We start from the raw sequence: 25,657 nt of genomic DNA on the forward strand, positions 1-25,657 counted from the left end.
TTGATTATAAATTCCTAACTGCTTCTTTAAATTGTCGACCTCTGTCTTCGTAGTTTTCAAATAAATCGAAACTTGCACAGGCTGGAGACAATAGTACATTATCGCCCGCTTCGGCAATTTTGTAAGCTATTTTCACAGCTTCACTCATATGTTTTGTTTCAATAATTGTGTCAACCATATTGCCGAATGCTTTCAATAGCTTCTCATTATCAACACCTAAGCAGATTATTGCTTTAACTTTTTCGTTTACGAAAGAATATAATTCCTCGTAATTATTGCCTTTATCTACACCTCCAACAATCCAAACTGTTGGCGCGTCCATACTTTCTAGAGCATAATATGTCGCATTGACATTGGTTGCTTTAGAATCGTTTATATATTGAACTTTATTAATTTTAAGCACCTGCTCCAATCGATGCTCTACACCTTGAAAATTCTCTAAACTTTCGCGTATGGTTTGTTTTCTAATTTTTAATAAATGCGCTACAGTAGAAGCTGCCATTGCATTTTTAATGTTATGATTTCCTTCTAAAGTTAGACTTGTTGTCGGCATAATTATTTGGTTGTTATCTATTGTTATTATTATATTTTTATCTTTTAAATAAGCGCCATTTTCTATGGTTTTAACCAATGAAAAAGGCAATAATGTGGATTGAACCGGGTGTTCTTGCAACCATTTTGTTAGTATGTCATCATCGGCATCGTAAATCAAATAATCATCTTTTGTTTGATTTTCTGCAATTCTGAATTTTGATGCGATATAATTTTCTAATTTATAATCGTATCTATCTAAATGGTCGGGTGTTATGTTTGTAATTACGGCGATATGCGGTTTAAATTTTACGATGTCATCTAACTGAAAACTGCTGATTTCCAAAACGTAATTTGGGTAATCTTTTTCCAGAATCTGTTTCGCAAAACTGTCGCCAATATTACCCGCTAAACCAACTGCCAATTCCTGTTTTAAAATATGATGCGTTAAAGTGGCGGTTGTTGTTTTACCATTGCTGCCGGTAATACCAACAATAGTTGCACTAGTATAATTTACAGCAAATTCAATTTCAGAAACCACTAAAATTCCACTTTCACGAATCTGTTTTACCAATGGCACTTTATCAGGAATTCCAGGGCTTTTCATAACGATGTTGGCATTCAGAATTTTTTCTTCAGAATGATTTTCATCTTCCCAGTCAATCTCATTATGTATAAGAACTTCTTTGTATTTATCTTTTATTTTTCCCTTATCAGAAACAAAAACTTCGTAGCCTTTCGCTTTTCCTAAAAGCGCTGTTCCAACACCACTTTCGCCTCCTCCTAATATGACTAATCTTTGTTTTGACATTTCATTTTCATTTCATAAGATTCCTTCCTTCGTGGGAAAGACATTTATTATCTAATTTTTAAGGTTACTATTGAAAGGATTGCCAACAAAATACCCACAATCCAAAATCGCGTTACAATCTTACTTTCATGATATCCCTTCTTTTGATAATGATGATGCAACGGCGACATTAAAAAAATACGTCGTCCTTCACCATATTTCTTCTTGGTATATTTAAACCAACTCACTTGCATAACTACCGATAGGTTTTCGGCTAAAAAAATACCGCATAGCACCGGAATTAACCATTCTTTACGAACTGCAATCGCTATAACTGCTATAATTCCTCCAATTGTTAAACTACCCGTATCGCCCATAAAAACCTTCGCAGGGTAGGCGTTATACCATAAAAACCCGATTAGCGCACCCACAAAAGCCGTGATATAAATTGTGATTTCTTCGACTCTCGGGATGTACATAATATTGAGGTAATCTGAGAATATAATGTTACCAGATACCCACGCAAAAATTCCCAAGGTTAACACGATAATCGCCGAGGTACCAGCGGCTAATCCATCTATACCATCGGTAAGATTAGCGCCATTTGACACTGCTGTAATTATAAATATTGAAATTAAAATGAATATTACCCAGCCATACTCATTCAGTTTTGGACTAATCCAAGTAATTATATCGGCATAGTCAAATTCATTCCCTTTCACGAAAGGAATCGTTGTTTTTGTGGATTTTGATTCCTCTTTAAAAAGCTTAGTTTGTGAAATATTAGGATTTTCAACAAGCATTTGCTGACGCACTTCAACTGGCAATTTCTCTTTTATGGTCACATACGGATTAAAATATAAAGTAGCACCTACAATGATTCCCAACCCGACTTGTCCGAGCACTTTAAAACGCCCTTTCAAGCCTTCTTTATCTTGTTTAAACTTTTTAATATAATCGTCTATAAACCCTATGGTTCCCATCCATAAAGTTGTTATTATTAAAAGTATGATATAAACATTACCTAATTTAGACAGCAACAATACAGGAATTAATGTAGCAAGAATGATGATTATACCACCCATAGTTGGTGTACCCGCTTTTTCATTTTGTCCTTCAAGACCTAAATCTCTAATGGTTTCTCCCATTTGCTTTTTCTGCAAAAAAAGTATGATGCGTTTTCCATAGATTGTAGAAATTAACAACGACAAAATCATGGCTAATGCCGCTCTAAAGGTTATAAAACCAAAGAGAGACGCTCCTGGAATTTGGAATTGTTTTTCTAAATAATCAAAAAGATAATACAGCATATGTTGGTTATTTATTTAACTGGTTTAAAAATTCTTGTACTATTTTAAAATCATCAAAATCGGATCGAATACCTTTTATTTCCTGATAGGTTTCATGACCTTTTCCTGCAATTAGGATGATATCATTTGGCTGTGCCATTTGGCAAGCTGTTTTAATAGCCTGTGCCCGATCGCTAATAGTTAATGTTTTTTTGAAATTTTGAGGCTCGACACCTTTTTCTATTTCCTTTAATATGGTTTCTGGATCTTCACTTCTCGGGTTATCGCTGGTAAAAATTACTTTGGTACTTAACACCGTGGCAATATGCCCCATTTTTGGACGTTTGGTTTTATCTCTATCGCCACCACAACCAACTACAGTGATTAATTCTTCATTTTTAGTACGAATACTGTTTATGGTTTCAAGCACATTTTTAAGGGCATCTGGTGTATGAGCATAATCAACAATCGCCGTGATTTTACTATTAGAAATAATGTATTGAAATCGTCCACTTACACTTTCCAATTCACTTATTAAACGGAGTACTTCTACCTTTTCAAGACCTAACAATTCAGCGGCACCATAAATAGCTAAAATGTTGTAAGCATTAAAATTACCAATAAGGCGTGTCCAAACTTCGCTGTCATTAATTTTCAATAAAAGTCCTCCAAACTGGTTTTCTAATATTTGAGATTTATAATCGGCATAGCCTTTTAACGCATACGTATATTTTCTTGCTTTGGTGTTTTGCAACATCACCAAACCGTTCTTATCATCTACATTAACTAATGCAAATGCCTTTTCTGGAAGTGCATCGAAAAACGATTTTTTCACATCGCGATATTCAGCAAAAGTGCTATGATAATCTAAATGATCGTGTGTAAGGTTTGTAAAGATGCCACCTTCAAATCGTAATCCTTCTGTTCTGTGTTGATGAATCCCATGCGAACTCACTTCCATAAAACAAAATTCAACACCGGCCACATTCATCTCATCCAGGTACTTATTAATTGTTAATGAATCTGGCGTGGTATGTGTTGCTTTATGCTCTACGGTATCAACCATTATTTTAACAGTCGACAATAATCCAACTTTATACCCTGCTTTTTTAAACAATTGATACAACAAACTTGCAACCGTGGTTTTTCCGTTTGTTCCTGTTACACCAACTAATTTTAAGTTTTCGGAAGGATTATCATAAAAATTGGATGCCATAAAGGCCAATGCTCTACTGGAATTATCAACCTCAACATAAGTAACACCTTCTTTTAATTTTTCTGGCATCGATTCGCAAACTACAGCAACAGCTCCTTGCTCTACAGCGCGATCAATAAATTGATGCCCATCAGAAAGCGTTCCTTTTATAGCAACAAAAACACACCCATTTTTAATGTTCCTAGAATCGAAATGAATGGCATTCAACTGAACACCGGTAGATCCTATTACCGCATTAATGGTTACTTTATATAATATGTCTTTTAATGCTATCATGAAGCGGACAAAACGATTAGTTGATTATTTTTTAGTTTTATATTTTGCTCGATGGATTGTTTTTTAACAATGCCACGACCTTCCAATTTTACCTTTACTTTTACCTGCATATTTTCTAATAATGCGAGGGCATCCATAGCTGGTAAGCCAATTACATTTGGCATAATAGTTTTATAGGTTTGTGCTGTTTTATAATAACTATTGTATTCTTTTTCTACCGAAGCTATTTTAACATTTAAAGATTTAACCTCATCTACAATGGGCGTGTCTGTAAATATTTTTTGTGCAATTTTTTTAAATACCGGACCAGATACATCTGCCCCATAATATCCCACACTTTTATCGGGTTCATGAATAACTACAATGCATGAATATTTTGGGTTTTCGGCAGGAAAATAGCCTGCGAAAGAGGAGATATAACTTAATTTATCTTTATTAGCATAATCTTTTTGACAGGTACCCGTTTTTCCTGCCATCGAAAAATTTTCAGAATACAATTTATGGCCCGTACCATGCTTTTTTTCAACAACATTCTTAAGTAACTTTTGTACTTTTAAAATGGTTTCTTCAGAGCAAATTCGCTTATTAATTACTTCCTTTTCAAAAGGCACCACCACCTGATCAAATTCTTTTACTTCTCGTAAAAATTGCGGTTTTACCATCTCACCATTATTAGCAATAGCATTGTAAAAAGTAAGCGTTTGCAATGGCGTGAATGACACCCCATAACCATATGCCATCCATTGCAATGCAATACCACTCCAACGTCCGTTTTTAATCCGTGGATCCGGAATGATAGGTTTTGGCTCTCCAATTAAAGGAAGTTTTAAATCGCTATTAAGATTCATGGAATACAACCGGTCTACAAATTTGCTTGGGTTTTTAGCATAGCCCTTATCTATCGCCCTAACAATACCTGTGTTTGAAGAAACCTCGAATGCTTTTGACACTGTAATTTTACCATAACCACCATGATGCGAATCTCTTACTGCTTTTCCGTAATAATAGATGATGCCCTTTTCGGTATCCACCACATCACTGGTATCAATAACTTTATCTTCTAAGGCCGCTGTTAAGGCCATAAGTTTAAAAGTAGACCCGGACTCGTGAGATTCTCCAATCGCATAATTCAAACGTTCATAATAATAACCATCGCTATTTCGTCCTAAGTTTGAAATGGCTCTTATTTCTCCGGTTTTAGTTTCCATTACCACTACACAGCCATGATCTGCTTTGTATTTTTCCAATTGCTCTAAAAGTGCATGATGTGCTATATCCTGGATATTGACATCGATTGTGGTATAAACATCGTAACCATTTTTAGGGTCAATTTCATTAGCATCATTTAAAGGTTTCCATTGCCCTTTACCAATTTGTTGTTTTTTTCGTTGACCATCGGTACCTCGCAAATATTTTACCCCAAAAGCACCATCTATTCCGGCTCTTGTTACATTGCCATTTTCATCGAAACGTTCGTAACCTATCGAGCGTTGCGCAATGCCACCCATTGGATGTTCGCGTTTAGTTGTTTGCTCAACAATCAATCCGCCCTTAAATGCTCCCAAACTTAACAATGGAAAATTCCGTAATCGTATATATTCTGAATACCCAACATTTCGCGCTATCAAAAAATAACGATTCCGCAAAAGTCTGGCTCTTCGTATTTCGTTCTCATGATAGCTTGACGATTTTCCTGTGTATTTTGATAAAGAATCACTTAATGGTTTAAGATATTTTTCGAAAGTTTTAGATGTTGGTGTTAAAGCATCAAATCTAATATCGTATTTAGGAATAGAGGTTGCCAACAAATTTCCTTTTACAGAATAAACATTACCTCTGTTAGCTGGTATAATTACATTTTTAATAACCCGCTCGGTAGCTAATGCTTTATATTTATCGCCTTGTAAAAATTGAATACTAAATAATTTAAAGGCAACAGCAAGCCCGAAGATGAACATACATCCTGCAACAAAATACACTCGGTTTAATATGCTTTTCTCGTTACCTGCCACGAATTAACCTATTTTTGAGATTTAACTTTTATCTTTTTTGGTGGAATTACCGAAGGCGCTATTCCTTTTTCCTTCATAACCTCCACAATACCCGACTCCATTTTTAGCTTCATAAGTTTAGAACGACCATCTATAAAAGCCGAACGCATTTCACTAGCTTCATTTTTCAATCTGGCAATTTCGTATACTTTTTTATCGGCACTATGCGAACTTGCAATCATTATTATAGCCAACGCTGAAATAAAAATTATAAACCGCCAATTTTTAAATGAGTCGTCGCTCACTAAAAAAGTCCCTTTTAATATTTTATAAACATTTTTTTTCACGTGTCAATATTTATTGCTTTTCAACTATTTTCCAAACAAGCCATTTATCACTCTGGCGTTTTACTTATAACTTTTCGGCAATTCTAAGTTTGGCACTTCTTGCCCTACTGTTTATATTAATTTCTTGCTTAGATGGCACTATTAACCCATTCACTTTTTTAAACGGCACATCAAAATTCCCATACATATCGCGCTCTGGCTCCCCTTCAAATAATCCATTTCTAATAAAACGCTTTACCAATCTATCTTCCAAAGAGTGATAAGAAATAAAACTTAATCTTCCTCCCTTTTTTAAAAGCTCTGGCGTTTGCATCAAAAATTCTTTCAATGCTTCTATTTCCTGATTAACCTCTATTCGAATGGCTTGATATATTTGAGCCAAAACTTTATTTTCATGTCGTGGTGGCAAAAACTTTTTCAAGACTGCTTTTAATTCTTCACTTGTTACAATCGGTTTCAAAGCACGCTGCTCTACAATAACTCTTGCCATTGCTGGCGCCGAACGCAATTCTCCATATTGCAAAAGCACTTGTTTTAATTGCTCTTCATCATATTTATTAACAACCTGATACGCAGATAATTCGTTTTGCTGATTCATGCGCATATCTAAATTTGCCTCAAAACGTGTAGAAAAGCCACGTTCTGCAACATCAAATTGATGTGACGACACTCCAAAATCTGCTAAAATTCCATCTACCTCTTTCACCCCATAAAACCTTAAAAAGCGCTTTATATACCTAAAGTTTTCATTGATCAAGGTAAACCTACTATCGTCAATCGTATTTCTAAGAGCGTCTTGATCCTGATCGAAAGCAAATAATTTTCCTTTCTCACCTAATCTTTTTAGTATTTCTTTACTGTGACCACCACCGCCAAAGGTGACATCTACATACACCCCATCAGGATTAATATTTAACCCATCAACGGTTTCTTTTAATAATACGGGATTATGATATTCCATCTTCGTCATCATCTTGTCCCATAACTTCTTCAGCCAAATCTGCAAAATCAATAGTAGCATCATCAATAGCCTGCTCATACAAATCTTTGTCCCAGATTTCTATAATATTGATTGCCGAAGTAATGACTATGTCTTTTGAAATATTTGCAAAAACTGTTAAGTCTTTAGGTATTAATAATCGGCCATTCATATCAACTTCAACCATTTTAACACCAGCGGTAAAGCGACGAATAAAATCGTTGTTCTTTTTCTTAAACTTATTAAGCTTATTTATTTTCTGCATAAGCACTTGCCATTCGCTCATTGGATACAACTCTAAGCACTTTTGAAAAACAGAACGACGCAAAACAAAACCGTCTTGCAAAACCGAAGACAGCTGTTTTTTTAGTGGCGCGGGCATCATAAGTCTGCCTTTAGCATCCACCTTACAATCGTATGTTCCTGTTAATAAGTCCAATGTGATTTGAAAAACTTTATAAGTTTAAAACTCAAATATATTGAAAATTTTACCACTTTTTACCACTTTATACCACTTTGTTAATAAATTTTCGTTCAAATACGGTTTTTACAGCAACCAAACGCGTTTTTAAAACCATGCATCCTAATTACCAATAGATTAAACAGGTAGAGAAAATGGCCTTGTAAACAATAAACTTTATATTTTGAAATATTAATTTTGAATACCAATAAAGTAGTTGAAATATGAATGAAATAACTATATTTGTTTCAAAGCAATGACTAATTGATTAATGACGCATAGTTTAAAAAAAGAGAAGAATTACAGCTATATTGAAGCTGGTAAAGGCACCCCAATTATTGTTCTACATGGCTTAATGGGAGGTTTAAGTAATTTTGATTCGGTTATAGAATATTTTAGCCAAAAAGGCTATACTGTTGTGATACCCGAACTGCCAATTTACTCCATGTCTTTATTAAAAACCAACGTAAAAAGTTTCGCAAAATACCTACATAATTTTATAGAATTTAAAGGCTATGATGAAGTTATTTTGTTAGGCAATTCGCTAGGTGGCCACATAGGATTATATCACACAAAACTCTACCCAGAAAAAGTAAAAGGACTTATAATAACAGGTAGCTCTGGACTATATGAAAGCGCCATGGGAGGCGGTTACACAAAACGCAGTGATTACGAAGTAATTAAAAAGAAAGCACAAGATGTGTTTTACGACCCCGCTATTGCGACTAAAGAAATTGTTGACGAAGTTTATGCTACGGTAAACGACCGTAACAAACTGGTTAAAACTTTAGCCATTGCAAAAAGCGCTATCAGGCATAATATGGCAAAAGATTTACCAAAGATGCATGTTCCAACGTGCATAATATGGGGTAAAAACGACAACGTTACGCCACCAGAAGTCGCCGTAGAATTTGATAGTCTTTTACCAGACTCTGAACTGTATTGGGTAGACAAATGCGGACATGCCGCCATGATGGAACACCCAGAGGAGTTTAACCAAATTATGGATACCTGGTTGCAAAAAAGGGGATTGTAACGAAACATTCAATAAATTAAATCCAAAGTTTAAATTAATAAATTCTCGTCTTCGCGGGAATGACAAATATTTTTTAGCATGCACATTAAATCTGCTGAATTTGTAATGAGTAATTCCGATGTGGCGAAATGCCCAAAGGCAAAATTACCCGAATACGCTTTTATTGGCAGAAGTAATGTTGGTAAATCGTCGCTTATAAATATGCTAACTGCTCGTAAAAGTTTAGCAAAAACCTCAGGACGACCGGGAAAAACACAACTGATAAATCATTTTTTAATAAATAGCAACTGGCACTTAGTAGATTTACCTGGTTATGGCTATGCCCGTGTTTCTAAAAACGCAAAAAAGACATTTCAAAAATTTATAACCGAATATTTTAGTCAACGCGAGCAATTAGTCAGTGCATTTGTGTTGGTTGACATTAGACACGAACCCCAAACTATCGATTTAGAATTTATGCAGTGGTTAGGCGAAAATGGCGTTCCTTTCTCTATCATTTTTACCAAAGCCGATAAGTTAAAACCAAAAGCCATTTTAAGAAATATTGAAGCTTATAAAGCTGTTCTTCTAGAAACTTGGGAAGAAATGCCTAATTATTTTATAACTTCTTCTTCGAACGAAACAGGCAAAGATACCGTTTTAGAATACATCGACACCTTGAATGACAACATGAAACTTGACGACTTTTAAACACCTGTTAATTCATACGAACAGCAATACTATCACCCATTCAAAAAAATAATATTTTATTAAATGTAAATTTGAAATGCTAAAGGAGTTAAAAAATTGTTTACTTTAGATAAGTACAATTTATTTTATTTTTTTTACAAGATTTCTAAGAACCACAGGATTATGAAAAAGCTTTTTATATTATGTTTCGTTTTAATTACTGGCACTATAACATCTCAAAATAGCGATGACATGTTCTCGCATAAAATAGATGACTTGGTTAGTTTAGATGTGCCAAAAGATTTTATTGAATTAGACACCCTTGTTGATGGGGTGAAAATACACGAAATCAGATTTAAAACTAACTCTTACAGTTTTATTCTTCAAAGAGTACTTTTTGAAAATGAAGACCAGAAAGAAAGCCTATCTAAACTGCCTTATGATTACGCGAGTTTAATTGATGAATATGATCGCGTTGTAGCCAGAATGAGATACCGAGTTCCTTATTTTTTGAAGAGCAAAACGCTTGTTGAAAAACAAGGCTTTACTGGTTATAATTTGAAATTTGCAAACGATTTAGAAACCCCTACCTACGAAGCAGAATTTTATTTGTTAAACAAAAATTTATATACCCTTTTCTACGCAAGCGACACACAATTTGATGCCGATGTTAAAACCAAACTCTTTAATTCTATAAAAATAAATACCAATAAGGACATTAGTCAATATTTAGGTAAACCACCAAAATACAGAATTGGGTATGTAATTGCAACGTACTTTTTCTTAAGTTTAATAGTGGTTGCAATTATAATTTATTCTATTAAGATTTACAGAAAAAAGAGCGGAAAATCTAGTATCTTTCATGAGTAAAAGAAGGGTTATTTCTTCTTTTAAATCATTTTTATAATTAGTTCTTTTAAGTTTAGAAAGACCAACCATATTATAAATAGATCTAGTTTAATAGAATGAATCACCGATTTAGGAATGATTTAGTGAAATAACACCTACTTGAAATAAATCTTAGAACCCATGATATATTTCAACAAGATTACGGTCTTTTTAGTGTGCCTTTTGGGAATTATTTGTTCTTGTTCCTTTAAGCAGAATAAATTTCTAAAAACAAATAACCTCTACCCTTGGTGTATTGTGGCATACGACTCCATGCAGCGTTCACCTCAAGAACGAATTTCTATGCTAAAGGAATTGGGTTTTACCAAGTACGCCTACGATTGGCGAGATAAACATTTAGACGACACAGAAACCGAACTTAAATTAGCACGAGAAAATAACATCGAAATTATTTCTGTTTGGCTTTGGCTTAATGCCGAAAGAGATAGCTTGGGCAGATTAAGTCCGTCGAATGAAAGAATTTTTGAAATTTTAAAAGCACAGCAAATAAAAACTACCTTATGGGTAAGTTTTAGCAATAACTTCTTTAAAAATCTAACTCAGGAGCAATCTATTTTTAAAGCCAGTGAGTTCATTACATTTGTTTACGAGAAAGCACAAGAAATAGACTGTAATATTGCATTATACAACCATAGCGGTTGGTTTGGGGATATAAACAATCAGATTGAAATTATTAATGCGTTGCCACAGCACAAATTAACTATGGTATATAACTTTCACCATGCGCATCAATATTTAGATGACTTTCCGCAAATAGCACAAAAAATAATGCCTTATTTAGCTTGTGTTAATTTAAATGGCATGACAAAAGATGGCCCAAAAATTTCACCAATTGGATCGGGTGATTTCGAGAAAGACATGATAAAGCAATTGCGAGATAATGGCTTTAAAGGCCCTTGGGGGATCATGGGACATGTTGAAAATAAAGACGCTAAAAGTGTTCTTGAGCAAAACATTAATGGTTTACGCTCTTTAATAACAAAGTAGTAGCATAAATTGTTACTAATTTGTTTACAACCTAAGCCTTCACGTCTAAAGCATCGCGCAGTGCATTTCCAACTAACATAAATGCCATCACTAAACTCATAATACAAATACCAGGTATAAGGGCCAGATAGGGCTTTCCAAGTATAATATAATTATAATGATCTTTAATCATAGCTCCCCAGCTTGCCATAGGCGGTTGTGCACCAATACCTAAAAAGCTAAGTCCGCTTTCAATTAAAATGGCTGCCGCAAAATTAGCTGCCGAAATTACAATAACAGGCGCCATAATATTTGGCAATATATGTTTCGTAATGATTCTATAATCGTTGTATCCTAGAGCTCGTGCTGCTGTAACATATTGCATTTCTTTAGCACTAATTATTTGTCCGCGCACTACTCTCGCCACTTCAACCCACATAGTAAGTCCCACTGCAATAAATACCTGCCAAAACCCTTTTCCTAATGCCAGTGTAATAGCAATTACCATTAACAAGGTTGGTATAGACCAGGTTACATTAATAATCCACATAATAAAGGCATCTATTTTACCGCCAAAATAACCTGCCACACTTCCCATAAAAATGCCAATTATCAAGGAAATAAATACTGCTACAAAACCAATAAAAAATGAAATTCTAGCCCCTACTAAAATACGACTTAATAAATCGCGTCCATATTTATCGGTGCCAAAAAGAAATGTTTTTTCCTTTATATATTCATCAACTTTCTTGTTAGTAAATACATTTAATGGTATTGATTTTTCCACTCCCTCCAAGCCATCAGAAGCATATTCTAAATAATTTAAAGTATCGCGACTTACATTATATTTTGAAATTGGAATTTCGGTATCGGTATTTTGTTTTCCGAAGAAAAATTTATCAATCCCGCTTTGATTCGATTCTAGCTGCGAAGGAATTGTAAGCATCGTTACTTTAAACCCCGGTTTTTTTGAATGAATTGTTAAATGCATCTGATTGGCATATTGCGAGTTATCTGGCGCAAAAGCATAAGCAAACACAGAAATGAATCCTACCAAAACAATAAAATAGAAACTAAAAACGCCCCAAAAGTTTTTTTTAAATTTTTGGAGCGCTAATTGTTTTAGCGAGTTCGATTTATGACTCATAAATACACTAATTTTTTACAGCTCTTGCTACCTTTTTAATTGGGTATGATGCTCTTAAATCTTCTAACACATTTACGGCTTCTTCTACGTAAACATCATGAGTTAAACTTTCATGCCAACGCATCCTTTTTTCTTTTAAGTCGGTTGTGTCTTTAGTAAAAAGTGTTTTTTCATAAGAAGTCGAATCGAATGTTAAATTCGTTTTATAATTTGAAAGAGCTTCAAATTGCTTCGCTTCTTCTTCGTTTAGTTTTAAACCAGCTTTATATTTGTTATAATTTAATGGCACTATGGTTTCATCAATTTTATTTTTAACCCATCTCGCGTTATCTTCTATTAGTTTTAACTGCGGATTATTACTCATGCGCTCTTTGCTTTTCTTAATGGCTGTGGTATAATCAAAATAATTATCCCAAGGCGTGTATACTGCAGCATCAATTTCGTCCCATGGTAAGGCGTTTTCCTTATCCTTCTCACCTACCTCTATAAAACTAAATTTACCTGGCACATTAACATCACTCTTAACACCTTCTAATTGCACAGAACCTCCGTTAATTCTATAATATTTCTGGGTGGTTAAGGCTAATGCTCCTAAATCGCCACTGGTATTATTTCGAAGCATATTATTTAGGTTAATTACATTTTGAACTGTTCCTTTACCATAGGTTTGTTTACCACCAATAACGATGGCGCGCTTATAATCTTGCATAGCTGCAGCCAAAATCTCTGATGCCGATGCCGATATTTCATTTACTAAAATGACTAACGGACCATCCCACGAAATGGAAGAATCTCTATCTTTTAACACCTCTTTAGATTCGCCTGTTGATCGTACCTGGACTATAGGACCATCTTTAATAAATAACCCCGCCATTTCTACCACGGTTGGCAAGGAACCACCGCCATTATTACGCAAATCTAACACCAAGCCATCAATACCTTCAGCTTTTAAACGTTCAATTTCTGTTTTAACATCTTTGGCCGCGTTTATGTTTTTATAATCGTTAAAATCTACATAGAATGATGGCAAATCTATAATTCCAAAAGTCATGTTGTTCCTTTTTATAACAGAAGACTTTGCATAAGTTTCTTCTAACTCTACAACGTCTCTTGTAATAGTCACGTCTCTAATAGTACCATCAACTTTTTTAATAGTAAGCGTTACTTTAGTGCCTTTTGGGCCTTTAATATATTTTATGGCATCGTTAATACGCATACCCACAATGTTAACGGGGAACTCTTCGTTTTCCTGCTTCACTTTTAATATGACATCTTCAACCTCAAGCTCTTTACTTCTCCATGCCGGACCTCCAGAAATCAACTCTACAATTTTTATGTAATCCATTCTTTTTTGCAATCTTGCTCCAATCCCTTCCAATTTACCAGACATGCGCTGATCGAAATCCTCTTTGCTTTTAGGCGCTAAGTAATAAGTATGTGGATCAAATTCTTCAACAATGGTGTTTACATAAATAGCAAACCAATCTTCTCTTTCAAAATCATCGATATTATCATTAAAATAAACATTAATCGATTTTAATGTAGATTCGCGCGCTTCTTTCTCGATTTGTGCCTCGGTTTTCATTACATAAGAAGGATCTCTTTCTTTTGTTCGTCTTTCCTGATTATATAAATCATCATAATTAGAAAGTGTGGAAAACTTTAATTGTTGTCTCCAGCGCTCTTTCATTTCTTTTCTGTTTTTTACATAAGGTGTAAGTTCGTAATCAGTATCAAAATTTTCGTCTGTTGAATAATCAAAAGGTTCAGACAAAACTTCTTGATAAATTTCCTTAACCTCTGCAAAACGCTTTAACATACGCTCATGAACTACATTAAAAAATGTAATATCGGTTGCTTTCAACTGATCGTCTATGGTGTATTTATACTTTTCAAAATCCTTAATATCAGACTCGTAAAAATACCGCTTCACAGGATCTAGCACTTCCAAATAATTATCGAATAAATTTTCAGAGAAATTATCATCAAATTCTTTTGGATTAAAATGACCTTGTTGCAAGACAAACGTAATTACCTGAATAAGCAATTTATCTTTATCTGGGTTGCTAAATTTTTTAGTAGTAAAACTACATGACCCAAAAGCCAGCAGTATTGATAACAGCAGCACTATATATTTCCTTTTCATACTTTAATTTTAATAATTAGCCTTCATTATAGACTGAACAAAATTAGTAATCGCTAAACAAAAAACAATAGTGCGTTAAAATCGGCAGCATCCTTATTTTTTATTCAGTTATTAGCTATGGCTTGAAAACAAACCAACATTTTTTTACTAAAATAAAGAAAAAACTATGCCAACAACTGCAATGTGCTACTAATTTTTTGTTAAACTGAAGAAATACTAAGTAAACTGTGGAATTTATGTATTTTAGCGGTACTATTCTTATTATATAAATGAAAAACAAACCTCTTATATTAGTTACTAATGATGATGGCATTAATGCACCGGGAATCAGAGCTTTAGTAAAAATAATGAATACCATTGGCGATGTTGTGGTGGTCGCACCAAACAGTCCACAAAGTGGCATGGGGCACGCTATAACATTAGATGCTACATTATATGTTGAACAGGTTTTTGTTAATGAGGGTCCACAGACTGAATATAGCTGTTCTGGAACACCTGCCGACTGCGTAAAACTTGCAATTAGAGAAAAACTTGACAGAAGACCAGACATTTGTGTTTCTGGTATAAATCATGGGTCGAATGCTTCGATTAATGTTATCTATTCTGGCACTATGAGTGCTGCCATTGAAGCTGGTATTGAAGGCATTCCTTCTATTGGATTTTCGCTTTTAGATTATACCTGGACTGCTAATTTTGATGCATGCGACGACTATGTAAAAACAATCACTGAAAATGTATTAAAACATGGATTACCCAACGGCATTGTATTAAATGTAAATATTCCTAATATTTCGAAAGAAGAGATAAAAGGCATAAAAATTTGCAGACAAGCAAGAGCCAATTGGGTTGAAAAATTTGACAAGCGAATCAACCCGCAGGGTAAAGACTATTATTGGCTTTCGGGTAAATTTGTTAATTTAGATGGTGGCGAAGATACCGATGAGTGGGCGTTAGAACACGGTTATATTTCGGTGGTACCAAGTCAGTTTGATTTAACAGCACATCATTTTATTGAGAAATTAAACTCTTGGGATTTAAATAAATCTGTACAAATTAAGTAACAAATGAAAAAGGATATTTTTACAGGCATGTTGGTAGGCTTAATAGCTAATAGCATAGGATTAATACTAGTGGCTACTTTATTTGGCAATGGGGACGATTTTACTCATGTTATAAAAGCTGCTGCAAACGAAGGTTTTTTAGGAAAATTAATAAGCTTAGGTGCTATTTTAAATTTAGCTGCATTTTTTGTTTTCATAAAAAAAAGACAAGACTATCGAGCTCGCGGTGTGCTATTAATAACTGTATTTGTGGCTGTATTTACTTTTGTTTTTAAACTTTTTTAAATGAAGTATTATATTATCGCTGGAGAAGCTTCGGGAGATTTACACGGATCAAACCTTATGAAAGCCTTGGCTAAGGAAGACCCATCGGCCAATTTCAGGTTTTGGGGTGGCGATTTAATGCAGGCAGTTGGTGGTACGTTGGTAAAACACTATAAAGAACGTTCTTTTATGGGGTTTGCAGAAGTAATCATGAATCTGTCTGCCATATTTAAGGACATCGCATTTTGCAAACAAGACATACAAAACTTTAACCCAGACGTAATTATTTTTATTGACAATTCTGGATTTAATTTACGCATTGCGAAATGGGCAAAACAACAAAATTTCAGAACAAATTACTATATTTCTCCGCAAGTTTGGGCCTCCAGAGCAGGACGTGTACCAGCCATAAAACGCGACATTGATGCCATGTTCGTAATATTGCCATTTGTTGAAGATTTTTATAAAAAATACGATTACAAGGTGACCTTTGTTGGGCATCCATTAATTGATGCGATTGCCAATAGAAAAATAATAGACGAAAAGCAATTTAGAACCGAAAACAATCTAAGCGAAAAACCGATAATTGCCTTATTACCGGGAAGCCGAAAGCAGGAAATAAAAAACATGCTTAGCGTTATGTTAAGCATTGCTAAAGATTTTACAGATTATCAATTCGTTATTGCAGGCGCTCCAAGTCAAGATTACAATTTCTACGAACCGTTTATAAAATCGAAAAACATAAATTTCATTTCTAATAAAACCTACGATTTGTTAAGTGTAGCTTCGGCGGCATTAGTTACCTCAGGAACGGCAACTTTAGAAACTGCCTTATTTAAAGTGCCACAGGTGGTTTGCTACAAAGGCAGCGCCATTTCGTATCAAATAGCGAAAAGAATAATTACTTTAAAATATATTTCTCTAGTTAATTTAATTATGGATAAGGAAGTAGTTACAGAACTTATTCAAAATGACTTCAACAAAAAAAGATTAAAAAAAGAACTTAATATAATTTTAGACGAAAAAGAGCGTTCTAAAATATTTGCTGATTATAACGAATTAGAAAAAATATTGGGCGGAAAAGGCGCTAGTGAAAAAACCGCCAAATTAATTTATAACGCCATCAAAGCATAACCAAACCTATGAAGAAAGCCATTATATTGTTATTAGTAGTTTTTTCTGGAATAAGCTGTAAAACTTCAAACCACATAATAGTAAAAAAAAGACAAGCTATTAAAACTGGTATTGAACAACCTGAGTTCGATGAGAAATTAATTTCATCTGATTTTGAAATAAATACGGCTTACACAAACAGCGTTGAATCTGAAGATGCTAAAGTAATGAGCATAGTCGATTATGCAAAACAATTTAATGGTGTAAAATATAAATTTGGAGGCGCCACCGCAGATGGAATGGATTGCTCTGGTTTAGTTTTTGAATCGTTTAGAGCATTTAACATTTTATTACCCAGAAGCTCTAGGGATATGGCCAGAAAAGGTGAAAAAATCTCGTTATCGAACACACAAGAAGGCGATTTACTATTTTTTAAAACCTCGAACAGAAGAAACGACATAAATCATGTTGGACTGGTAGTTAATAGCGAACCCGGGAAAATAGAATTCATACATGCTACATTAAGTGCAGGCGTAACCGTTTCGAAACTCTCAGAAAATTACTGGAATTCTGCCTTTGTGGAAGCCCGTCGGATTTTATAAGAATTTTTATATCTTTCGGTGAAATGAGACTACTAAATTTCACCATCATAAAATTAACTTTCTGCCTAGTAACTGGTATTATTATTGGTTACTTTTTTAATATTGCTTTAAAGTTAAACTTGATGCTTACCGGGGTCTTGTTTGCTCTACTCCTCTATTCGTATCTCATTGCAAGAAAACAATTCATTAAAACCATTTGGTTTGGTTTATGCACGTATCTGCTAACAATTTCTGTGGGAGTACTACTCACCAATCTACACAACGAAAAAAACAATCGGTTTCATTATACACATCAACTTTTTGAAGCAAAAGATTCTCTTAAAACTATCAAATTTAGAGTGCGTGAGGTTTTAAAACCTGGGAATTATTATGACAAATACATTGTCGATTTGTTTGAAATTGACAGCAAAAAAATCTCCGGAAAAACACTCTTAAATATTCAAAAAGATAGCTTACAAAATACTTTAAAAGTAGACGATGTCTTTATAACAAAAACCGAATTTAAAGATTTAATTCATCCTTTAAATCCGTATCAATTCGACTATAAAATCTATTTGGAGAAGAAGTATATTTATCATCAAATTTTCACATCAAAGCAGGCGCTTTATAGATTAAATTCCGATGAACTTACACTTTTTGGCATTGCGAATAACATACGTAATCATATTAACAAAAAACTAAAACGCTACCCTTTTACGGCAGATGAATTAGCCATTATTAATGCCCTTTTACTCGGGCAACGACAAGACATTAGCGAAGAAATTTATTCCAGTTACACGAATGCTGGCGCTATACATATATTAGCGATTTCAGGACTCCATATAGGTATCATTTTATTGCTTTTGCAATTTGTATTTAAACCAATAGACCGTATTAAAAACGGAGCGCTTTTAAAGTCAATCTTAATAGTTTCAATTTTATGGAGTTTTGCCATTATAGCAGGACTTTCGGCTTCGGTAACCAGAGCGGTTACTATGTTTAGTATTGTTGCCATCGCTATGAATTTAAAAAGGCCAACCAATATTTATAACACTTTAGCGATTTCCATGTTTGTAATATTGCTTTTTAAACCGCTTTTTTTATTCGATGTTGGTTTTCAGCTAAGCTATTTGGCCGTTTTGTCTATTGTGGCTATCGACCCCTTATTATTCAATTTATGGAAACCCAAAAACAAAATTGTGAAATTTTATTGGCATACTTTAACGGTAACTGTATCGGCACAATTTGGCATTATACCACTTAGCTTATATTATTTTCATCAATTTCCTAGTTTATTTTTCCTTTCTAATTTAATTATTATTCCGCTTTTAGGTCTTATTCTAGGTTGTGGTATTGGCGTTATTTTGCTTGCTGTTTTAAATGCACTTCCACCTGTTGCAGCTAGTATTTATGGCTATATTATAAGTTTAATGAATAGGTTTGTTGCCTGGGTATCTCAGCAAGAATCATTTCTATTTAAAGACATCCCATTTAATCTTTTATATGTTATAGTCGCATATATTTTTATTATCGCTTTGGTTGGCTTCTACATTAAGCGCAACTATTCCACTTTAAAACTTTTTTTAATAGCCATTCTAATTTGTCAGGTTGCCATTAGTTATACTTCATTAAAAAAACCAGAAAATGAATTTATAATATTCCACAAAAGCAGGAATTCTCTTTTGGGAACAACAACAAAAAACAAAATTACTGTAGCTTCAGATTTTGACAGTGTTAATGAAGTAAAAAGCAAAATAATTAAAGATTACGTAGTTGGTAATCATATAAAAACCGTTGAAAAAGATTCGATTCAATCAGTGTACTTACTTAACAATAAAAAGATATTAGTAATTGATAGTTTAGGTGTTTACAATATAAAATCGTTTGAACCTGATTATGTATTGCTTCGGCAGTCGCCTAAAATAAATTTAAACAGGCTGATTGATTCGCTAAACCCAAAACATATAATCGCAGATGGCAGTAATTACAAATCATACATTACCCATTGGGAATCTGTGTGCAAAAAACGAAAACTCCCTTTTTACCAAACGAGTAAAAAAGGAGCTTTTGTTATAAAATTTTAGGTTTTCCCCTATTAACAGACGGTGTTAGCTATAATAGTTTATCCTTTAAAGGCTGGTTTAAACGCCGAATAATAGGAGTTAAATTTTTCTTGAGTATCTAAGGTTTTATGCTCATCTGCTCTAAACATTTTTAAATACAATTCTAATTGCGGCGGTGATTGATAGCCTCTTATAGGTGCAATTACATCGCCTTTTTCATCTAGAAAAACAATGGTTGGATATGCCTGAATTTGCAATAATCGAGACAACTCATGAGCTGAATTACGACTGTTAACCAACTCTGGTTTATACCCAGGATTGGTATAACTTTTACCTTTATAATTTACTTTCTCATTGCCCTCGGCATTAAACTTTACCGCATAATAATTGGCATTCACATATTTTACAACATCAGCATTTCTGAACGTGTTTTTATCTAACATTTTACAGGGCCCGCACCAATTGGTGTAAACGTCCATCATAATTTTCTTTGGAGTCTTCTTTTGAAGTTCAATCGCCTTTTCTAAAGACACCCAATTAATTTCTTGTGAAAACCCTTCAACAGCCGTTAAAAGAGTCAATACTAATAATAATCCTAATTTCTTCATAATTCAATTTGTAGCAAAACTTGTTCCGAACTTACAAAAAATGCTCCAAATTAGGAGCATTTTGAAAAATTTTTAACGTTATTTTCGATTAACGAACGCCATGCATTAATTTTTTAAGCAATGGACTTAATGACAGTGCTATAAAACCTATAATAATGGGCACAATTGTAAATATTAAGAAAAAGGTTGAAATATTATAATTAGCGGTAATTTCATCAATCATTGAGCCCATTTTACCAGATGTTTTATTTCCAATGGCCAAAGCTAAATACCAAACTCCAAACATAAATGCAATCATACGTGGCGGCACCAATTTACTCACATAGGAAAGCCCTACAGGCGATACACATAATTCGCCCAGAGTATGGAATAAATAAGCCAAAATTAACCAAACAATACTCACTGAAGCCGTTTTTGCCCCTTGTGGAATACCTGCCGCACCATACGCTAAAAACGCAAATCCAATACCTAAGAAAAAGAGTCCGATGGCATATTTGTTCGCAGGTTTTGGGTTGTATTTGCTTTCCCACCATTTTGAGAATAATGGGGCAAACGTAATTATAAATAACGAATTTAATATTAAAAACCAAGTTGCAGGAATCTGAATTTCATTGTCCTTCTTTCTTACAATTGTAGCATCAATATTGGTATCTATAGAAGTTGCTTGTTCAGGGGTTAAATACTTAAAGTTTGCTCCTTTTTTATCAATATCAATAATGTCGATTTGATCGTTTTTAACAAAATCGTTTGATGATAAAATAACAGTTGTATTTTCAACTAAAACAGCATTATCAGGCACGACTGTTTCGGAATTAACAGGAAATTCTTTTACAATTTCTTTCCCATCAATAGTTTCAGAAATTTGATACGTATTATAAGTAATTTCATAAGAATAAGTATTGAAATTGTTATAAATTTTCCAAATTACAATTCCCCAAATTAGCACGAAGCTAAATGCTAAAATTAAATTTGATAAAAAGTATTTTTTGAAAGTTTGCTTAAACAGTAAAAACAGCACATATGTAATTATAGCAATTGGAACTACGGTTATAATAATATCGACAATATTAAAAATGAAGGCAGCATTACCTGATAAAATACGACTTGTGTAATCTTTTGCAAAAATACTCATAGAACCTCCGGCTTGTTCAAATGAAGCCCAAAAGAAAATAATAAAGAAAGCAAATACAACCACAGCTAACATTTTATCGCGTGTAATAGGACTATATCTTACAATTCTTGAACCCAATAAATACACGAATAAAATAAGTGTTACAACAATTATTTTTCCCGAATAATCGACACCACCAAATTCTAAAAAATTGACAGTTCCAATTTTTGAAAGCGGATCGTTTATAACCCATGTTAAACCCATAATTGAAATCAATACAATTAAAATTTTGTCAATTGTTGTAAATGGGTTCAATTTATCTTCAACCTTTGTATGATCGTCGGTTTCAATGGTTTTGTCCTCTTTATTTGGTCTATTTCCTACTTCACCAAAAATAGGTTGGGCGAAAGTAAATTGTAACAAACCCAACAACATAAAAATACCAGCCAATCCAAATCCCCAGCTCCAACCTAAGATTTCACCTAAATAACCGCAAAGCATAATACCCAAAAAGGCTCCTGCATTTACACCCATATAAAAAATGGTATAAGCCCCATCTTTTTTATCTGGGAAATCTTTATATAAAACAGAAATAAAGGAAGTCATATTTGGTTTAAAAAAACCAGTTCCAATAACTAGTAAAGCTAAGCCTGAATATAAAAAAAACGGATTTGATTCTATCGCCATACTTGCGTGACCCAAGGTCATCACAACAGCTCCTATAATAATTGCTTTTCTATTTCCTAAATATTTATCGGCTAAAGTTCCACCAATGATAGGCGTTAAATAGAGTAAGGCCAAATATGTTCCGTACAATGCAAGTGCGTTCTCTCGTGGCCAGTCCCAACCGCCAATGCCTAAGGCACTTACTAAAAACAGAACCAATAAGGCGCGCATTCCATAAAATGAAAAGCGCTCCCACATTTCTGTGAAGAATAATACAAAAAGCCCTGAAGGGTGTCCTAAAACCTGAGTGTCAAAAAATTCGTTTCTTTTTAAATTCATTTTTTCAAATTAAAAATTTAGTTTCCTGCTTTAGCAGCTGCTTCTTTTGGACGAATAACTAATCTGTCATAAATTGATAATGCTAAAATTGTAACAATACCTATAGCTACAATTACATACCAAATTTTGTTTGGATTGTATGTATCCCAAACCATTTGAGTCATTTCAACTTGAGTCATTCCTAATTTTTCAGATGCGGTAGCAAAATAATCGTTTTTTGTAAATTCTTTAGTTATTTCTGGCATTGCTATATTTCTGGAAGCCATTTCTGTTTGTAATAAACTAATTTTATCTGACCAAGCTTCGTATAAATTTCCAGAAATAAAAGTGGTTAAAAAATTACCTAAGAATATCGGTAAGAAATAAGTCCCCATATATAATGCTTCTTTCCCTTTAGGAGAAATTAAAGCAATGAATGAAGAAAATGTTGGATTCGTCATCATTTCACCAATAGCGAAAATAACAATACCTAAAATTGTATAAAGACCGTTTCCGGTATAAAATGTAATTCCAATACCTATTGAAGCTATAATAAAACCGGTAATCATTGCGCTGACATGACGCATTTTAAGAACAAAATAGGATACAAGTAATTGAAATAAAATAATAGCACCTGCATCAATATTTATCAACATTTCTGGATTAATAGATGTACCACCACCACTCATAAAACTTGCCAACCAGGGAGAAATCTGCGCGATAGAATCGTGTAATGCTGCAGTATCTACCCAATCTTCGATGAATGTAGGAAGTGTATAAAATAATTGATTGAACATAGTCCAGAAACCAACCATTATAACCAAAAGAACAGAAAGACGCGTGTCTTTAACCGCTTCCCACATATTTTTAAGTGAACCTATAATTGCTTCCCCTAATGTATCGGTACTTTTAACTCTATCTTTTTCTTTGTAAAAAAGTAGCAGAATTACTAAGTTAATTGCAATAACCATTGCGGCTTGCAAGAAAATAATTTTCCAGCCGTATTGTGTTCTTAAAGTTGAAGACATTGCAGGACCAACAAATCCTCCAATATTTACCATCATATAAAAAATCCCGAAGCCTAAGGTCGAGTTAGATTCATCAGTATTTTTTGTAATTATAGCTGAAGCTACTGGTTTAAACATAGCGGCACCAACGGCTACCCATAGAAAAACTAAAAATACAGAAGAATAACTTGAAACTTCACCCATTAAATAATAACCAGTGATTAATAAAATATAGGCTATTATTAATGAACGTTTATAACCAATTTTATCAGCAATTACTCCAGTAATCATTGGTAGAAGGTATAATATTGCAGTTACAATACCCATAATTTGTCCTTTCTCAGTATGGGTAAATCCTAGGCCGCCTTCATCGGTTGACCCTGTGAGATATAAGGCTAACACCGCGAATAAACCGTACCAAGCCCAACGTTCAAATAATTCCATTCCGCTTGCCACCCAGAAGTTCTTATTATAAGACTTCATTACACCAAAAAATGATTTTTTTTCTATACTCATAGTAGATATTTTCAAGAAAAGCTCAAGAAACTAATTTCTTGAGCTTTTAAAATTATATTATTATATTTTTTGACATTTTAGTGAATACCTTTCATTGCTTTGTTTAAGAAAGGAGACAATATAACAAGACATAGTCCTGAGCCTAACATTAACATAGTTATAAAAGGATATAACTGGAAATCATATTTAAGTAAAATACTTTCTAACATACCAGCTAAATAGTTACCTGCAGCAAAACTTGCCATCCATAAGCCCATTACAACTGAAACTAATTTTTTTGGTGCTAGTTTAGTAATCATAGAAAGTCCAATTGGAGATAACATTAATTCACCAAGAGTTAAAACAACATAAACAATTACTAACCACCAAGGAGAAACTAAATCTCCGCCAGCAGCAGAATTACTTGCTTGTGTCATAATCCAGAAAGCGAATGCTCCTAAAAATAAACCGATGGCAAATTTTATAGGTGTTCTTGGGTTAAATTTCATGGCATCTAACTTTAACCACATAATAGAAAAAATAGGTGCAAAAATTAAAATTGCAATCGGATTTATATTCTGATACCAAGTTGCAGGAACTTCCCATCCGAATAGAAGCCTATCTGTATTTTCTTTTGCAAATAAGTTCATTGTTCCACCAGCTTGTTCAAATCCTGCCCAAAATGCAACGTTAAAGAAAGCCAATACTAAAATAACAATCATTCTACTCCATTCAGCCGAACCATTAGTTCCTTTGAATACAACAGTCCCGAGACCAATAATACCAACTGCAAAACCTACATAAGTAATTATATCGGTGACATTGTAGGGCAACATTCCCCAAATAAAAACAATTACTAATGTTGCAACTACTAATGCAATAGCATATACAATAATATCGCGCCAATCTTTGCTGTCTAATATAAATTTATCGTCAGGTGAATTTGGTGGTAATCCTTTTTGTTCTAATGTACCTTCTCTCATTTTAAGCCATAAAACACCTATTATCATACCTATACTTGCCGCTAAATAACCATAACCCCAAGACACATTTTCACCTAAGGCACCTGCAACAAATGGTCCTAAAATGGCTCCTAAGTTTATTCCCATATAGAAAATATTAAAAGCAGAATCCTTTCTAGGGTCATTATCATCATAAAAATCTCCCACTATTGTAGAGATATTTGGTTTGAAAAACCCGTTCCCTATAATAAGTACACCTAAACCAAAGTTAAATAGAAACAGTCGTGTTTCTGGATCCAATGAATGTGATAAAAATGCACTTGCAGCCAATAAAGACTGGCCAACTGCCATAACCAAACCACCAATATAAACTGTTTTTCTTTTTCCAAGGAAATTATCGGCAACCCAACCTCCAAGTATTGGAGTTAAGTAAACTAAACCTGTGAAAATGGCATAAAGTGCTAATGATTCTTCTCTATTCAAACCAAATCCACCATTTGCTAATTCAGCAGTAAGATATAAAGTTAATAAAGCTCTCATTCCGTAGTAGCTAAATCGCTCCCACATTTCTGTAGCAAAAAGCGTATAGAGTCCTTTTGGATGCCCTAATCCCTTGTCTTTAGAAAGGTTATTGTCTGTATTCATATTAATTTATT

The 25,657-nt window shown here is 33.8% G+C and carries 22 protein-coding genes; 9 read left to right on the forward strand and 13 right to left on the reverse strand.

The features are described 5' to 3' along the window. Nucleotides 1–4 precede the first annotated feature (4 nt). The 7 genes from murD to mraZ all read right to left on the reverse strand — a co-directional run bounded on the left by murD (nucleotide 5) and on the right by mraZ (nucleotide 7,858). On the reverse strand, nucleotides 5–1,342 hold the full coding sequence (murD, locus tag ACFQ0I_RS16200) for a UDP-N-acetylmuramoyl-L-alanine--D-glutamate ligase (RefSeq protein ID WP_379944007.1): 1,338 nt from the start codon (nucleotides 1,340–1,342) through the stop codon (nucleotides 5–7). Between the two features lie 47 nt (nucleotides 1,343–1,389). Beyond that, on the reverse strand, nucleotides 1,390–2,631 hold the full coding sequence (mraY, locus tag ACFQ0I_RS16205; RefSeq protein ID WP_379944008.1) for a phospho-N-acetylmuramoyl-pentapeptide-transferase: 1,242 nt from the start codon (nucleotides 2,629–2,631) through the stop codon (nucleotides 1,390–1,392). Between the two features lie 7 nt (nucleotides 2,632–2,638). Further along, nucleotides 2,639–4,102: a UDP-N-acetylmuramoyl-L-alanyl-D-glutamate--2,6-diaminopimelate ligase gene (locus tag ACFQ0I_RS16210; protein WP_379944009.1), complete on the reverse strand. Its 1,464-nt coding sequence runs from the start codon at nucleotides 4,100–4,102 to the stop codon at nucleotides 2,639–2,641. Beyond that, on the reverse strand, nucleotides 4,099–6,060 hold the full coding sequence (locus tag ACFQ0I_RS16215) for a penicillin-binding protein (RefSeq protein ID WP_379944055.1): 1,962 nt from the start codon (nucleotides 6,058–6,060) through the stop codon (nucleotides 4,099–4,101). Before ACFQ0I_RS16215 ends, ACFQ0I_RS16210 begins: the two co-directional genes overlap by 4 nt. Before the next feature lie 62 nt (nucleotides 6,061–6,122). Continuing rightward, the gene (locus ACFQ0I_RS16220; protein ID WP_379944011.1) at nucleotides 6,123–6,440 is read right to left on the reverse strand and encodes an FtsL-like putative cell division protein; all 318 of its coding nucleotides are present in this window, start codon (nucleotides 6,438–6,440) and stop codon (nucleotides 6,123–6,125) included. A gap of 64 nt (nucleotides 6,441–6,504) precedes the next feature. Next, the gene (gene rsmH / locus ACFQ0I_RS16225; protein WP_379944012.1) at nucleotides 6,505–7,401 is read right to left on the reverse strand and encodes a 16S rRNA (cytosine(1402)-N(4))-methyltransferase RsmH; all 897 of its coding nucleotides are present in this window, start codon (nucleotides 7,399–7,401) and stop codon (nucleotides 6,505–6,507) included. Then, nucleotides 7,388–7,858, reverse strand: a complete 471-nt coding sequence (mraZ, locus tag ACFQ0I_RS16230; RefSeq protein WP_379944013.1) for a division/cell wall cluster transcriptional repressor MraZ — start codon at nucleotides 7,856–7,858, stop codon at nucleotides 7,388–7,390. Before mraZ ends, rsmH begins: the two co-directional genes overlap by 14 nt. 292 nt (nucleotides 7,859–8,150) lie before the next feature. Between mraZ and ACFQ0I_RS16235 the strand changes: the two genes are divergently transcribed. The 4 genes from ACFQ0I_RS16235 (at nucleotide 8,151) to ACFQ0I_RS16250 (ending at nucleotide 11,480) form a co-directional block, all read left to right on the forward strand. Further along, nucleotides 8,151–8,915 (forward strand): alpha/beta fold hydrolase, encoded by a 765-nt coding sequence (locus ACFQ0I_RS16235; protein ID WP_379944014.1) that lies wholly within the window; start codon nucleotides 8,151–8,153, stop codon nucleotides 8,913–8,915. A gap of 78 nt (nucleotides 8,916–8,993) precedes the next feature. Further along, nucleotides 8,994–9,605, forward strand: coding sequence for a ribosome biogenesis GTP-binding protein YihA/YsxC (yihA, locus tag ACFQ0I_RS16240; RefSeq protein ID WP_379944015.1), 612 nt, complete (start codon nucleotides 8,994–8,996; stop codon nucleotides 9,603–9,605). A gap of 162 nt (nucleotides 9,606–9,767) precedes the next feature. Next, a complete protein-coding gene (locus ACFQ0I_RS16245) occupies nucleotides 9,768–10,454 on the forward strand; it encodes a hypothetical protein (protein ID WP_379944016.1) in 687 nt (228 codons plus the stop codon). Between the two features lie 276 nt (nucleotides 10,455–10,730). Beyond that, nucleotides 10,731–11,480 (forward strand): sugar phosphate isomerase/epimerase family protein, encoded by a 750-nt coding sequence (locus ACFQ0I_RS16250; protein ID WP_379944017.1) that lies wholly within the window; start codon nucleotides 10,731–10,733, stop codon nucleotides 11,478–11,480. Nucleotides 11,481–11,511: 31 nt separating this feature from the next. Here ACFQ0I_RS16250 and ACFQ0I_RS16255 read toward each other — a convergent pair whose 3' ends face one another. Together ACFQ0I_RS16255 and ACFQ0I_RS16260 are read right to left on the reverse strand one after the other, a co-directional pair. Next, the gene (locus tag ACFQ0I_RS16255) at nucleotides 11,512–12,606 is read right to left on the reverse strand and encodes an ABC transporter permease (protein WP_379944018.1); all 1,095 of its coding nucleotides are present in this window, start codon (nucleotides 12,604–12,606) and stop codon (nucleotides 11,512–11,514) included. A 7-nt stretch (nucleotides 12,607–12,613) separates the two neighbouring features. Next, entirely contained in the window at nucleotides 12,614–14,752 is a 2,139-nt protein-coding gene (locus ACFQ0I_RS16260; protein WP_379944020.1) for a carboxy terminal-processing peptidase, read from the reverse strand. A gap of 269 nt (nucleotides 14,753–15,021) precedes the next feature. On the opposite strand from ACFQ0I_RS16260, the gene surE reads away from it, so the two are divergent. The 5 genes from surE to ACFQ0I_RS16285 are packed head-to-tail and all read left to right on the forward strand — an operon-like array spanning nucleotide 15,022 to nucleotide 19,855. Beyond that, a complete protein-coding gene (gene surE, locus ACFQ0I_RS16265) occupies nucleotides 15,022–15,813 on the forward strand; it encodes a 5'/3'-nucleotidase SurE (protein ID WP_379944021.1) in 792 nt (263 codons plus the stop codon). A 3-nt stretch (nucleotides 15,814–15,816) separates the two neighbouring features. After that, nucleotides 15,817–16,098 (forward strand): hypothetical protein, encoded by a 282-nt coding sequence (locus tag ACFQ0I_RS16270; RefSeq protein WP_379944022.1) that lies wholly within the window; start codon nucleotides 15,817–15,819, stop codon nucleotides 16,096–16,098. Next, on the forward strand, nucleotides 16,099–17,211 hold the full coding sequence (gene lpxB / locus ACFQ0I_RS16275) for a lipid-A-disaccharide synthase (protein ID WP_379944023.1): 1,113 nt from the start codon (nucleotides 16,099–16,101) through the stop codon (nucleotides 17,209–17,211). It abuts the gene before it with no gap. Between the two features lie 8 nt (nucleotides 17,212–17,219). Further along, nucleotides 17,220–17,792, forward strand: a complete 573-nt coding sequence (locus ACFQ0I_RS16280; RefSeq protein WP_379944024.1) for a C40 family peptidase — start codon at nucleotides 17,220–17,222, stop codon at nucleotides 17,790–17,792. 23 nt (nucleotides 17,793–17,815) lie between these two features. Continuing rightward, nucleotides 17,816–19,855 (forward strand): ComEC/Rec2 family competence protein, encoded by a 2,040-nt coding sequence (locus ACFQ0I_RS16285; RefSeq protein ID WP_379944026.1) that lies wholly within the window; start codon nucleotides 17,816–17,818, stop codon nucleotides 19,853–19,855. 38 nt (nucleotides 19,856–19,893) lie between these two features. On the opposite strand, the gene ACFQ0I_RS16290 is transcribed toward ACFQ0I_RS16285, so the two are convergent. The 4 genes from ACFQ0I_RS16290 to ACFQ0I_RS16305 form a co-directional block, all read right to left on the reverse strand. Continuing rightward, a complete protein-coding gene (locus tag ACFQ0I_RS16290) occupies nucleotides 19,894–20,442 on the reverse strand; it encodes a thioredoxin family protein (RefSeq protein ID WP_379944027.1) in 549 nt (182 codons plus the stop codon). An 88-nt stretch (nucleotides 20,443–20,530) separates the two neighbouring features. Continuing rightward, nucleotides 20,531–22,558: a peptide MFS transporter gene (locus tag ACFQ0I_RS16295; protein WP_379944028.1), complete on the reverse strand. Its 2,028-nt coding sequence runs from the start codon at nucleotides 22,556–22,558 to the stop codon at nucleotides 20,531–20,533. 17 nt (nucleotides 22,559–22,575) lie between these two features. Then, the gene (locus tag ACFQ0I_RS16300) at nucleotides 22,576–24,060 is read right to left on the reverse strand and encodes an MFS transporter (protein WP_379944029.1); all 1,485 of its coding nucleotides are present in this window, start codon (nucleotides 24,058–24,060) and stop codon (nucleotides 22,576–22,578) included. 77 nt (nucleotides 24,061–24,137) lie between these two features. Then, a complete protein-coding gene (locus tag ACFQ0I_RS16305) occupies nucleotides 24,138–25,646 on the reverse strand; it encodes a peptide MFS transporter (RefSeq protein ID WP_379944031.1) in 1,509 nt (502 codons plus the stop codon). Between the last annotated feature and the right edge of the window lie 11 nt (nucleotides 25,647–25,657).

Origin of the sequence: Mariniflexile aquimaris (assembly GCF_042676825.1) — a bacterium.
In the GTDB taxonomy this organism is placed as follows: Bacteria; Bacteroidota; Bacteroidia; order Flavobacteriales; family Flavobacteriaceae; genus Mariniflexile; species Mariniflexile aquimaris.